The sequence below is a fragment of the Halomonas denitrificans genome (genome assembly GCA_019800895.1).
In the GTDB taxonomy this organism is placed as follows: Bacteria; Pseudomonadota; Gammaproteobacteria; order Xanthomonadales; family Wenzhouxiangellaceae.
The window spans coordinates 671,706-684,050 of record JAHVKF010000003.1; the positions used below are offsets into that span (position 1 = coordinate 671,706).

10 protein-coding genes are annotated in these 12,345 nt (G+C 69.3%); 5 read left to right on the top strand and 5 right to left on the bottom strand.

Annotated elements, in window-relative coordinates; genetic code table 11:
- Positions 1-16: 16 nt before the first annotated feature.
- Both KUV67_11640 and KUV67_11645 read right to left on the bottom strand, forming a co-directional pair.
- Entirely contained in the window at positions 17-973 is a 957-nt protein-coding gene (locus KUV67_11640) for a phytoene/squalene synthase family protein (protein MBY6205535.1), read from the bottom strand.
- Positions 974-976: 3 nt separating this feature from the next.
- Positions 977-2,482, bottom strand: coding sequence for a phytoene desaturase (locus KUV67_11645; protein MBY6205536.1), 1,506 nt, complete (start codon positions 2,480-2,482; stop codon positions 977-979).
- Positions 2,483-2,798: 316 nt separating this feature from the next.
- Here KUV67_11645 and KUV67_11650 point away from each other — a divergent pair, with 316 nt between their 5' ends.
- Genes KUV67_11650 through KUV67_11665 form a run of 4 tightly spaced genes read left to right on the top strand, consistent with a single transcriptional unit; the run spans position 2,799 to position 6,455 of the window.
- Positions 2,799-3,749, top strand: coding sequence for a polyprenyl synthetase family protein (locus KUV67_11650; protein ID MBY6205537.1), 951 nt, complete (start codon positions 2,799-2,801; stop codon positions 3,747-3,749).
- Between the two features lie 35 nt (positions 3,750-3,784).
- The gene (locus tag KUV67_11655) at positions 3,785-4,717 is read left to right on the top strand and encodes an ABC transporter ATP-binding protein (GenBank protein MBY6205538.1); all 933 of its coding nucleotides are present in this window, start codon (positions 3,785-3,787) and stop codon (positions 4,715-4,717) included.
- Positions 4,714-5,928: an ABC transporter permease gene (locus tag KUV67_11660; GenBank protein ID MBY6205539.1), complete on the top strand. Its 1,215-nt coding sequence runs from the start codon at positions 4,714-4,716 to the stop codon at positions 5,926-5,928. Before KUV67_11655 ends, KUV67_11660 begins: the two co-directional genes overlap by 4 nt.
- A gap of 44 nt (positions 5,929-5,972) precedes the next feature.
- Entirely contained in the window at positions 5,973-6,455 is a 483-nt protein-coding gene (locus KUV67_11665; GenBank protein MBY6205540.1) for a sterol desaturase family protein, read from the top strand.
- A 7-nt stretch (positions 6,456-6,462) separates the two neighbouring features.
- Here the strand turns inward: KUV67_11665 and hxpB are convergent, their stop codons facing one another.
- Genes hxpB through KUV67_11680 form a run of 3 tightly spaced genes read right to left on the bottom strand, consistent with a single transcriptional unit; the run spans position 6,463 to position 9,376 of the window.
- Positions 6,463-7,128, bottom strand: coding sequence for a hexitol phosphatase HxpB (gene hxpB / locus KUV67_11670; GenBank protein MBY6205541.1), 666 nt, complete (start codon positions 7,126-7,128; stop codon positions 6,463-6,465).
- A complete protein-coding gene (gene thrC / locus KUV67_11675) occupies positions 7,125-8,441 on the bottom strand; it encodes a threonine synthase (GenBank protein ID MBY6205542.1) in 1,317 nt (438 codons plus the stop codon). The genes hxpB and thrC overlap by 4 nt, the downstream gene beginning before the upstream one ends.
- Entirely contained in the window at positions 8,438-9,376 is a 939-nt protein-coding gene (locus KUV67_11680) for a homoserine kinase (protein ID MBY6205543.1), read from the bottom strand. The genes thrC and KUV67_11680 overlap by 4 nt, the downstream gene beginning before the upstream one ends.
- A 436-nt stretch (positions 9,377-9,812) precedes the next feature.
- On the opposite strand from KUV67_11680, the gene KUV67_11685 reads away from it, so the two are divergent.
- A complete protein-coding gene (locus tag KUV67_11685; protein ID MBY6205544.1) occupies positions 9,813-12,287 on the top strand; it encodes a TonB-dependent receptor in 2,475 nt (824 codons plus the stop codon).
- Positions 12,288-12,345 lie beyond the last annotated feature (58 nt).

Consider the following 12,345-nt stretch of genomic DNA (forward strand, 5'->3'; position numbering starts at 1 on the left):
CCGAACTCTCCGATCGTCAGGTTTCCTGGCCGGCCAGTGCTCTAGGCGTCCACAGGTCGCCTCGTTGCGCCGCACCGTTCCGGAACCTTCCTCCAATCGTCTGGCTGCCCCCGGTGACCACGCGCCAGGCCTTGCGGCCCTTCGAGGTGTAGGCGCGTTCGGCCAAGCCTTCGGGGCCTTTGCGGCGCACCTGCAGGCCGATGTCGCGGTAGACGCCGCGGGCGGTGGCGATGGCCCAGGCGGCGCGGGTGGGGAGGGCGCGTTCGCCGATTCTTGCCGAGGCGTAGTAGGGCTCGGCCAGTTCGACCAGTTTGGCCGCCAGCGGGTGGACGTCCTGTGCGCGCTCGGGCTTGACCAGGTCGGAGATGTCCAGCCGGGCCTGGGTGCGCCATTCGACGGGCAGGTAGCAGCGGTCGGCGCGGGCGTCCTCGACGATGTCTCGGGCGATGTTGGTCAGCTGGAAGGCTAGCCCCAAGTCGCTGGCCCGGCGCAGCGTGGGCACATCGCGCACGCCCATGATGCGGGCCATCAGAATGCCGACGGCGCCGGCGACGAAGTAGCAGTACTCGAGCAGGTCGTCGGTGGTCTGCGGCTGCCAGCCCTCGACGTCGCGCTCGAAGCCGGCGATGTGGTCCAGCACGATTTCTTCGGGCAGCTCGTGGCGCTTGGCGACTTCGGCCAGGGCGCGGAAGGGCAGTTGGTCGTTGGGCTGGCCGCAGCAGGCGTTCAGGGACTCCTGCTTCAACCGTTCCAGGGTTTCCGGCGAGGCGGTGCCGGTCTGGTGTCTGCCGAAGGCCTGGCCGTCGGTGACGTCGTCGCAGTGCCGGCACCAGGCGTAGAGCAGCAGCACGTCCCGGCGCATGGCCGGGCGGAACAGTTTCGAGGCGGTGGCGAAGCTCTTGGAGCCCTCGGCAATGGTGTCGGCGGCCTCGCGGCCCAGCGCGTCGTCCTTGGGTGCGCGGGCCGAATCCACCCTTCAGCTCGCCTGGGCCGGCAGGTCGAAGTCCTCGAGCATCAGCCCGGCCGTGGCGCGCGCGGAGCCGACCACGCCGGGGATGCCCGCGCCCGGGTGCGTGCCGGCGCCGACCAGGTAGACGTTCGGGATCTTCGCGTCCCGGTTGTGCGGGCGGAAGAAGGCCGACTGCCACAGCACCGGCTCCACCGAGAAGGCCGACCCCAGGTGCGAGTTCAGGTCGTCCCTGAATCCAAATGGCGTCAGCGTCTGGCAGGTGACCAGGTCCTGCTTCAGGCCCGGCAGGTAGTGCTTCTGCAGGTAGTCGAGGATGCGGTCCGTGTACTTCGGCCCGACCTCGTCCCAGTCGAGGTCCGCCTTGCCGAGGTGCGGAACGGGCGAGAGCACGTAGTAGGTGCTGCAGCCTTCCGGCGCCAGCGACGGGTCGGTCAGCGACGGGTTGTGCAGGTACAGGGAGAAATCGTCGGGCAGGTCCGGGCCCTTGAAGATGTCCTGGATCAGCTCCCGGTAGCGCGGGCCGAACAGGATCATGTGGTGCTCGAGGTTCTCGTGCACCCGGTTCAACCCGAAGTAGATGACGAACAGCGACATGGACCAGCGCTTGTTGGCCAGCGAGCGGGCCTTCTTGCGGCCCTGGTCCGTGTGGCCGAGCAAGTCGCGGTAGGTGTGCAGCACGTCGCCGTTGCTGGCCACGGCGTCGAACTCGCCGTGCCAGCCGTCCTTGGTGCGCACGCCGGATGCCTTGCCGTTGGCGGTGTCGATCTGCGCGACTTCGGCGTTGAGTCGTATCTTGCCGCCGAGGTCCTCGAACAGCTTGACCATGCCGCGGATCAGCGCACCGGTGCCGCCCTTGGCGAACCACACGCCCCATTCGCGCTCCAGCGCGTGGATCAGCGTGTAGACCGACGAGGTCTGGAACGGGTTGCCGCCGACCAGCAGCGGGTGGAACGAGAAGGCCTGGCGCAGGTGCTCGTCCTTGATGAACTTCGAGACCTGGCGGTAGACGCTGTTCTGCGCCTGCAGCTTCATCAGTTCCGGCGCGACCTTGACCATCGAGCCGAAGTTCAGGAAGGGCTTGTGGCCGAGGTCCAGGTAGCCCTTCTCGAACACCTTGTAGGAGTACTCGAGGAAGCGCTTGTAGCCGTCGACGTCGGCCGGGTTGAAGCGGCGGATCTGCTCTTCGAGCCGATCCGGGTCGTTGGTGTAGTCGAAGACCTTGCCGTCCTGCCAGCACAGGCGGTACATCGGGTCGACGGGCAGCAGCTCGACGTAGTCGCCCATGTTCTTGCCGGCCACCTCCCACAGCGCGCGCAGCGCCGAGGGGTCGGTGATCACGGTCGGGCCGCCGTCGAAGGTGAAGCCCTGGTCCTCGTAGACGTAGGCGCGGCCGCCCGGCTTGTCGCGCTTCTCGAGCACCGTGGTGCGGATGCCGGCGGCCTGCAGGCGGATGGCGAGCGCAAGGCCGCCGAAGCCGGAGCCGATGACGGCGGCGGTACGGGGTTGGGTCATGGTCGGTTGCTGCTCCGTTGCTGCTCGGTAACGAATCCCCACGCAATCCAGGGCGCGGGAATCCCTGATAGTCGGCGATGTCGTGCCGGCATCCGGCACGGCGGGGCTGCCGCACAGCATACCCGCTCGCGGAGTCTGCGCCGTGGCGGGCAAGGCGCCGTGAGCGCGCGGCAGGACGACGGGCTTCATTTCGGACCGGTCGGCGGCTACCATGGAGCCATGCAGCGGGCTCGTACCGAATCGCCAACGGCCGTTTTCGACCTCGTGTCGGTCACTGCCTGCTGCACTCCAGCCGCCATGACGAGGGGAGGGCCGCATGGCCGCGACCACTGAAGACGCCCTGTCCGACCGCTCCGACGAGTCCGGCTCGCTCGACCTCTCCGAACAGGACGCCGGCCTGGACGTGCGCTGGCGAGACCGCATCGACGCCCGCCTGGCCGAGCTGCTGCCCGGCCCGAACGACGGCGCGAGCGCGACCTGTCCACAGCTGGCCGAGGCCATGCGCTACTGCCTGCTGGCCAACGGCAAGCGGGTGCGGCCGATGCTGGCGATCCGCACCGCGCTGCATTTCGGCGGCGACCCCGAACGGATGATCGATTTCGGCTGCGCACTGGAGATGGTCCACTGCGCGTCCTTGATGCTCGACGACCTGCCGTGCATGGACGACGCGAGCCTGCGTCGTGGCCAGCCGACCTGCCACCAGGCCTACGGCGAGGCGACGACCACGCTGGCGGCGGTGGCCCTGCTGAACCAGGCGTTCGGCGTGCTGGCGCGCGATCGGGCGCTGGAGGCGGACCTGCGCTGCGACCTGGTCGACCGCCTGTCGACCGCGGTCGGCACGGCGGGGTTGGTGTCCGGCCAGAGCCGCGACCTGATCGAGCGTGCCGCGGCGCTGGATTCCGATGCCGTGGCCGAGATCAACCACCAGAAGACCGGTGTGCTGTTCGAACTGGCCACCGCCGGCGCCGGCTGCATCGTGGGCCTGGACGACGGCGACCTCGAGGCGCTGCAGCGCTATGCCGGCCACCTGGGCCAGGCCTTCCAGGCCGCCGACGACCTGCTCGACGTGCGCAAGTACGGCGCCGACTCGGGCAAGGACGCGGGCCTGGACCGCGACAAGGCCGGTTCAGTCCACCGGATCGGCGAAGACGCCCTGTTCGCCCGCGTCGAGCAGGAGCTGGCCGCCGGCGATACGGTGCTGCCGCCCTCGCGCGGCGAGGCCTCGCTGGATGCTTACGTACGCGACCTGTTCGCCCGCTTTCTCTGAACCCCGCTTCCCGAAGCCGGCCCGATGAACCCGCCATGAGAACCGCGACCGCGACGCTGGTCGCCCGGGATCTCGCGTTCGCCTTCGACCGGCGGCGCGTGCTCGACGGCGTGTCCCTGCAGCTGTTTCCCGGCCAGGTCTGCGCCTTGCTGGGCCCGAACGGGGCCGGCAAGTCCACGCTGATCCGGCTGCTGTGCGGGCGCCTCCGGCCCGATTCGGGATCGGTGCGCGTGCACGACGAGGACCCGGCGGCCAGTGCGGCCGCGCGGCGACGGATCGGCCTCGTGCCGCAGCGGCTCGCGCTGTACCCGCACCTGGACGTGCTCGAAAACCTGCAGACCTTCGCCCGCCTGGCCGGCTTGGATCGGGCCGTGGCCGCCGATGCGGCGCGCCACGCCTGCACCACCTGCGGCTTCGACGAGGTGGCGGCGCAGCGCGTCGGCACCCTGTCCGGCGGCTGGCAGCGGCGCGCCAACATCGCCTGCGGCATCGTCCACCGGCCCGAACTGCTGATCCTCGACGAGCCTACGGTGGGTGTCGACCTGCCGGCGCGCCTGGCGATCGAGAAGCTGCTGGTCGATCTGGCCGCCGACGGCATCGCCGTGCTGATCACCAGCCACGATCTGGACGAGCTGGGCCGCATCTGCGACCGCGCGGCCTTCCTCGACGGCGGAAGGCTGGTCGCCGAGGGCGCGCCCGAGGCGCTGATCCGCGAGGCCTTCGGGGATGCGCGCGAGTGCGTCGTGGTGCTCGGCACCGAGCCAGACGCCGCAGTCGCCGAACGCCTGCGGACCATGGGCCTGGCGCCGGAAGACCCGGATGCGCCCCTGCGCTGGCGCGGCCTTGCCGTACGCGAGGAGCTCTGTCAGCTCGACGACCTGCCCGCGCTCGAATGGCAGGTCCGACGCCCGGCGCTGGACTCGCTCTGGCACCGAATGTTCGGGCGCCCTCCGGAGCGTGCGAAATGATCCTCCGCACCCTGGCCACCGTGTTCCGGGTGATGGCGCTGGCGCTGGTCCGCGACCGGGGCGCGCTGCTGATGGTGTTCGCGCTGCCGCCGTTGATGTTCTTCGTGTTCGCCGAGGTGTTTTCCGGCACGGAAGGCGAATCGCTGGAGCTGCGCGTGCAGGTCGTCGACGAGGTTGGCGCGCCGGACACGCGCGCGCTGGTCGACGCCATGGTCGCCGACGCGGCGCTGGCTGCCGCGCCGGTGGACTCGGTCGAGACGGGGATGACCGGCCTGCGCGGCGGCGAGGTCGATGCGCTGGTGCGGATTCGCGCGCTGCCCGACGACGACCTCGATGCGCCGCCTCCCATCCTGATCGTGTCCGACGCGGCGCGCGGCCTGGCCGGCCCGGTGACCGCCGGACGGGTGCAGGGCGTGCTGCAGCGCCAGTTCCCGGAGCTCGGCATCGCTCGCGCGATCGCGCTGGTCGATGCGCTGGCCGGGCCGTACACGGACGAGCAGCAGGAACTGCTCGAGATCGCGCTCGAGGAACTGGCGTCCGATCCGATGCTCGTCGAAGAGGGCACCTCCGGGGACGGGCTGGTGGCCCGCGAGATGCTGGACGGCGTCGACCCCGACCAGGGCGGCATCAGCTACTACGCCGGCGCCGTGGCGATCCTGTTCCTGCTGTTCGCTGCCATGCACGGCGCGCTGTCGATGATCGACGAGCGGACCAGCGGCATCGTCGACCGGCTGGTCGCCACGCCCGGCGGCTACCCGGCGATCGTGCTCGGCAAGGCCGCGTTCCTGACCGTCCAGGGGGTGATCCAGGTGGCGCTCATCTTCCTGGTCGCCGGTGCGTTCTACGGCGTCGAGTGGCTGGATCGCTTCGGCCCGTGGCTGGTCACCGCGGTGCTGGCCTCGGCCGTTGCCGCGGCGCTCGGCGTGCTGACCGCGTCGCTGTGCCGCACGCGTCAACAGGCGCAGACGGGGTCGTCCTTCGTGGTGCTTATACTGTCGGCGGTGGGCGGCAGCATGGTGCCGCGCTTCATGATGCCGGGCTGGCTGCGCGAGCTCGGCTGGCTGACCCCCAACGCCTGGGCCATCGAGGCCTGGCAGGGCCTGCTCTGGCAGGGCGAGACCGTCGCGCAGCTGCTGCCGGCGTGGCTGGTGCTGGGGCTCGGTGCGGCGCTCGCGCTGGTGATCAGCCTGCTGCTGGCGCGCCGGACGTAAGCCCGGGCGATCACGGGCTCCAGTGATTTCGAGATAGACGACCTATGCTGCTGAACCTGATACTTTTTGTTGGAACCGTTCTCGCGATGGAGTGGGTCGCTTGGTTCTCGCACAAGTACATCATGCACGGCTGGGGCTGGGCCTGGCACAAGTCCCATCACCGCCCGCGCGAGGGTTGGTTCGAGCTCAACGACCTGTACGGCGTGGTCGGCGCGGCGATCTCGATCACCCTGATCTGGTTCGGCCGCGAGGACCTCGGCCCGACCTGGTGGATCGGCTGGGGCATGACCGCCTACGGCGCGATCTACTTCATCTTCCACGACGGCCTGGTGCATCGCCGCTGGCCCTTCAAGTGGCAGCCGGGCGAGGGCTACCTCAAGCGCCTGATCCAGGCCCACAAGATCCACCACGCCGGCAAGGGTAAGGACGACTGCGTGTCCTTCGGCTTCCTCCACGCCCGGCCGCTGGCCGAGCTGCGCGAGGAGTTCAAGGCCCTGCGAGCCGAGCGCGAGGCAGCGCAGCGCTAGCGGGGCCTCACTCGACCCATTCCGCGGTCGAGAACCCCTCGAGGGAATCCAGGATCCGATCGGCCGCGGCGAAGCCGGGGTCGTCGTGGTCGAACACCGACGGCACCGCGATCACCGTCATGCCGGCCGCCTTGCCGGCGGCCACGCCGGCCGGTGCGTCCTCGAACACCAGGCAGCGCGCCGGGTCGACGCCCAGTCGGCGCGCCGTGGTCAGGAACACGCCCGGATGGGGCTTGCTCTGCGGCTCGTCGACGCCGGAGTGGGTGAGGTCGATCTTCCCGCCGAGTTCGAGTTTCTCCACCACCGCATCGATCAGCGCGTGCGGCGACGAGGACGCGATCGCGATCTTCAGGCCGAGGCAGCGCAGGCGGTCGATGGTCTCGTGGACGCCGGGCAGCGGCTCGCCGTGATCGAGGATGCGGCGGGTGACCTCGTCGAGCACGCGGTGGACCATGACCTCGACCGGCGGGCCGGTCCAGTCGAAGCGCTCGTGCCAGAGCGTCAGGACCTCGTCGATTCGCCGGCCGGCGGTGGCGCGGCAGAGGTCGCGCGTGACCGGCACACCGTAGGGTGCGTAGACCGCGATCTCGGCGTCCTGCCAGTGCGGCTCGGAATCGATCAGCAGGCCGTCCATGTCGAACAGCGCGGCGTCGAAGGGGATCGAGCGGGTCACGGGGTGCGCAGGACCGTGCGCAGGGCGTCGTCCTCGGGCGCCAGCGGTTCGGCGTGGCTGGGTCGGGCCAGCAGGTCGGCCAGCGCCGGCGGCGCTTCGATCGCCTTGCCGATCAGCGGCTCGACGACCTCGGCGAACTTGGCCGGGTGGGCGGTGGCGGCGACCAGGTAGGGCCGCTCGTCGTCGGCCGGGCGCCGGGCCAGCACCTCCATCGCGCAGGCCGTGTGCGGACACACGACGAGCCCGCGCGTCGCGTGTTCGTGCCGGATGCGATCGCGAATGGCCTCGTCCGGCACGCTGACGGCGTGGATGCGGGCGTCGCGCAGGTCGCGGTCCCGGTACAGCCACTCCAGCCGTTCGAAATTGCTCGGATCGCCGACGTCCATGGCATTGGCCAGCGTGGCCAGGCCGTCGCGGCCGACGTACTCGCCGCTGGCGAAGAAGTCGGGCAGGGTGCGATTGGCGTTGGTCGCCAGCCAGATGTCACCGATCGGGAAGCCCAGTTCACGGGCCAGCACGCAGGCCAGCGCGTTGCCCAGGTTGCCCGTCGGCACGATCACCTGCAGTTCCGTCGCATCGTCCCGGACGAGCTCGAGGGCGGCCTGCGCGTAGTAGGCGATCTGCGGCAGCAGGCGCCCGATGCAGATGCTGTTGGCGGTGCTCAGGCGCGCCTGCTCGCGCAGTTCGGCATCGTTCAACGCGGCCTTGACCATGCGCTGGCAGTCGTCGAAGCTGCCGGCCACGCGGTAGGCGGAAACGTTGTCCCCGAAGGCGCCGAGCTGGTGGGCCTGCAGGGGCGAGACGCGGCCGTCGGGGTAGAGGATGCGAACGCGGAAGCCGGGCCGGCCGTGGAAGGCGGCGGCGACCGCGGCGCCCGTGTCGCCGGAGGTGGCGACGAGGATCGTTCGATCCGGCTGGCCGGGGTCTTCGTCGGCGGCCAGGCGCGCCATGCATTCGGCGAGGAAGCGGGCAGCGAAGTCCTTGAACGCCGCGGTCGGGCCGTGGAACAGCTCGAGCATCGAGGCGCGTGCCGGGGCGTCATCGCCGGGGGCCAGGGCTTCGATCGGCAGCGGCAGGTCGAGGCTGGCGCGGCAGATTGCGCCGAGCTCGCCGGCCAATGGACCGCCTGTGAAGAACGGCGCGAGCACCGCTTCGGCCGTATGCGGAAGGTCGGCGTCGGCCGACAGGGCGGCGCGGTCGGGTCGCGGCAGCGATTCGGGAACGTACAGCCCGCCGTCGGGCGCAAGACCCGCCTGGAGCGCCTGCGCGAGGTCGACCGCCGGCGCTTCGCCGCGCGTGCTGAAGCACTTCACGGGCCGGCATCCTCGACCACGCGCGCACCGGGCCCGGCGACCGGCGAGACGTGGCGATCGGCGTCCAGCCCGTGCGCGGCGAAGGCGTCGGCCATCGTCATTGCCGCTCGCTCCGCCGACGCCTTGTCCCGGAACCAGCCGAAGACGCTCGGCCCGGCCCCCGAGATCGAGGCGCCCAGGGCACCGTGGTCCAGGGCCGCGGCCTTGACCGCGTCGAAGCCGGGAATCAGGTGCTTGCGGCGCGGTTCGACCAGCACGTCCTCCAGCCCGAGTTCGATCCGGTCGATGTCGCCGTCGTGGCAGCCGGACAGCAGCAGCGCGAGGCGGCTGGTCTGGGCCACGACGGTCTCGATCGGGAACGGCGAGCGCAGGGCTTGGCGCGACTCGCGGGTCGCGACCTGCATGTGCGGGTGGACGACGGCGGCGTACAGGCCGTCGGGCACGGGCACGGGAACGAGCCGATCGGGCAGGGCCAGGACCAGGCCGCCGAGGAGCTGGGGACCGACGTTGTCGCCGTGGGCGGCGCCGCTGGCGACCGCTTCGCCCGCCAGCGCATGCGGATACAGGGCGTGGGCGTCGAGCTGGAGATCCAGCGCGGCCGCCGTCGCGACCACGGCGGCGACCGCCGACGCGGCCGAGCCGCCCAGGCCGGACGACAGGGGGATGCCCTTGTGCAGCACCAGGTCGACGCCGGCGCCCGGCGCATGGGCGTCGATCAGCGACTGCGCAGCGCGCGTGGCCGTGTTCCGGCCCGGATCGCGGGGCAGTTCGGTCACGCAGCCCTCGATGCCGGCCAGGCGCGCCCCGGCTTCGCTGGTGGGGCGGGCGGTGACGCGATCGCCGGGGCCGTCGATGCTGTGGCCGAGCAGGTCGAAGCCGACGGCGACGTTGCCCACGGAGGCCGGTGCGAACGCGGTTACGACGCGCGTGGTCATGGTGTGAACCGGGTATTGAACGCAGGCCATGTTAACCTTGTTTTAACAGGCTCGAAGCAGAGGACAGTCTATTTGCCGAAAGCGGGGCGGTATCCAGACATCCGCCGCTCCGGTTGCCGCCAGAAGACTCGTGGTGTGCCCCAGGCCATCACGGCTGCATGTTGTTGAGCAGGTCGTTTCATCCCTCGTGTTGCTCGGCACCTCCGGTTTGCACCGTGATGGTCCGATTCCCCGTTCGTGCGTGCGCCCTGCGGTGCGCCGGGAGCGGTCTCCGTCAAGTTCAGGCTACGCCCGGGTCGTTCCTCGGCGAAGGTTCGCGCGCGTCCGGCCGATCCGTTCGGCCCGTCCGACGCCCGTCCTTCCGGTCCGACTGGGTCTGTTGACCTCGAAACACCAACACACAGAGAGAGAACGAACCATGCCAAGACGAGATCGATTGACACAGGCCGTCCTCTGGGGACTGGCCGCTTCGACGTCCGCAAGCGTGTTCGCGCAGGACAACGAGGCCGCGAACAACGAGGAGGCGGACTCCAAGGAGATCAGCCGCATCGTCGTCACCGCGACCAAGACCGAGGAGGTCGACCTCCAGTCCGCACCGATCACGGTGCAGGCGGTGGACCAGAAGGCGCTGACCGAGATGAACATCGGCAACTTCGACGACCTTCGCAGCAACACGCCGAGCCTCAACGCCGCCAGCCGCGGCCCGGGTCAGCAGACGATCTACATCCGCGGCCTCGCGGTCCAGCCGATCACCGTTCTCCTGTCGGGCGCGCAGGGGACCTCGCCCAACGTCGCGCTGTATCTCGACGAGCAGCCGGTGACCGCGCCGGGGCGCAACCTGGACGTCTACGCGACCGACCTCGAGCGCATCGAGGTGCTGCCGGGACCGCAGGGCACGCTGTTCGGCGCCAGCTCCCAGGCCGGCACGATCCGCTACATCACCAACAAGCCGCAGCTGGGCCTGTTCGACGCCGGGTTCACGGGCGAGGCCTCGTTCACCAAGGACGGTGAATTCAACAGTTCCGGCGAGGGCTTCTTCAACCTGCCGATCGGCAATTCGACCGCCGCTCGAATCGCGTTCTACAACGTCAACCTCGGCGGCTACATCGACAACGTGCTCGGCGAGTTCACGCTGGATCCGGAGATCAACCCGGAATCCGCGGTCGATCTCGGTCCGGACGCGACCTACCAGACGGTCAACAACGCGGACCTGGTCGAGGAGAATTTCAACGACAGCTACTACAAGGGCCTGCGCGCCGGGCTGTTCCACGAGTTCAACTCGGACTGGAACCTGCTGGTCCAGAACACCTACCAGGAGCTGGGCGCCGACGGGGTGTTCGACTACGACCCCGAGGTCGGTGATCTCGAGGTCTCGCGTTTCTTCCCCGATGAACTCAAGGACGAGTTCAACCAGACCACCTGGACCCTCGAAGGCCGCCTCGGCGCGCTGAACATGGTCTACACGGGCGGCTACCTCGATCGCGAGGTCAACCAGTCGGTCGATTACACCGGCTACAACAACGCCGGCGCGTTCATCGCCTACTACACCTGCACCTACGACAACCCGGATTACATCGTCAACTACGACATCGATCCGCGCTTCATCACGGAGAACCGCGAGTGCCTGGACCCGACCAAGGGCACCAAGATCCTCCAGGAGCACGAGCGCTTCACGCAGGAGTTCCGGATCTCCACGCCGGCCGAGAACCGCTGGCGTTTTGTCGGCGGGGTGTACTACGACGACTTCCAGATCGATACGCAGGACGATTACTTCTACCTGGCCACGCCGGACCTCGGCTTCGCGCCGAACGCGCCGATCTCCGACGCCTTCCAGGTCAATCCCGAGACCCGTCCGGCCGGGGTGGCGTTCTTCAACGACATCCGTCGGACCGAGGAACAGCTGGCCTTCTTCGGCGAGTTCAGCTACGAGTTGATCCCGGACACGCTGCAGGCCACGATCGGGGCCCGCGCCTACGAGATCGAGTCGGACTTCAAGGGCTCGTCGAACTTCGCCAACGGCATCTTCTCCGGGTCCGTCGACCTCGACAGCGGGCGTGACTACGACGTCGACGGTGGTCACACGCCGGAGCCGCTGGAGCAGGACGACGTGATCACCAAGCTGAACGTGTCGTGGACCCCCGACGCCAACACGATGCTGTACTTCACCCGCTCGGAAGGGTTCCGCCCCGGCGGCTGGAACCGCGGCGGCGGCATCCCGTCGGTCAATCCGGACTTCCCGACCGTCAGCGCGACCTACGACACCGATGACGTGACCAACTGGGAACTGGGTTGGAAGACACTGCTGTTCGGCAACTCCTTCCGCTTCAACGGTGCCGCGTACTTCATCGAGTGGGAGAACATGCAGGTCTCGCGCTTCGACCCGCAGAACGTGTCGATCCTGACCTTCATCGAGAACTCGGCCGATTCCGAGATCTTCGGTATCGAGACCGACTTCGCGTGGCGAGCGACGCCGAACTTCACCCTCTATGGTGCGGTGTCCTACAACGACACCGAGCTGACCGACGTCGACGCCCAGGTCATCGAGCTCGCGCCGATTGGCAGCCAGCTGCCGCTGGTGCCCGAGCTGCAGGCCAGCCTGCGCGGACGCTACGAGCAGTCGATGGACTGGGAGTGGGCCGACTACGGCTTCGTCCAGGTCTCCGGCAAGTACTCGGGCAAGTCGTACAGCTCGCTGGTCGCCGAGGAGCGTCGCGAGCAGGATGCCTACGCGATCTTCAACGCGGCGGCGGGCATCTCGCGCGGAAGCTGGACGGCGGAGCTGTTCGTCGAGAACCTGTTCGACGAGCGTGCCGAGCTGTTCATCAACACGCAGGACGACATCCCGCGGATCACGACCAACCGACCGATGACCGCGGGCATCCGCCTGACCTACCGGTTCCTGCCGCTGTAATCCCTGCGGCGACGGAACCGCCGGGCGGGCCGGGTACAATGCTTCGATGGGTTCCATC

Coding starts and splice junctions, on each gene's coding strand:
- KUV67_11645 (MBY6205536.1), bottom strand. CDS start 2,482: ATGACCCAACCCCGTACCGCCGCCGTCATCGGCTCCGGCTTCGGCGGC.
- KUV67_11650 (MBY6205537.1), top strand. CDS start 2,799: ATGGCCGCGACCACTGAAGACGCCCTGTCCGACCGCTCCGACGAGTCC.
- KUV67_11655 (MBY6205538.1), top strand. CDS start 3,785: ATGAGAACCGCGACCGCGACGCTGGTCGCCCGGGATCTCGCGTTCGCC.
- KUV67_11660 (MBY6205539.1), top strand. CDS start 4,714: ATGATCCTCCGCACCCTGGCCACCGTGTTCCGGGTGATGGCGCTGGCG.
- KUV67_11665 (MBY6205540.1), top strand. CDS start 5,973: ATGCTGCTGAACCTGATACTTTTTGTTGGAACCGTTCTCGCGATGGAG.
- KUV67_11680 (MBY6205543.1), bottom strand. CDS start 9,376: ATGACCACGCGCGTCGTAACCGCGTTCGCACCGGCCTCCGTGGGCAAC.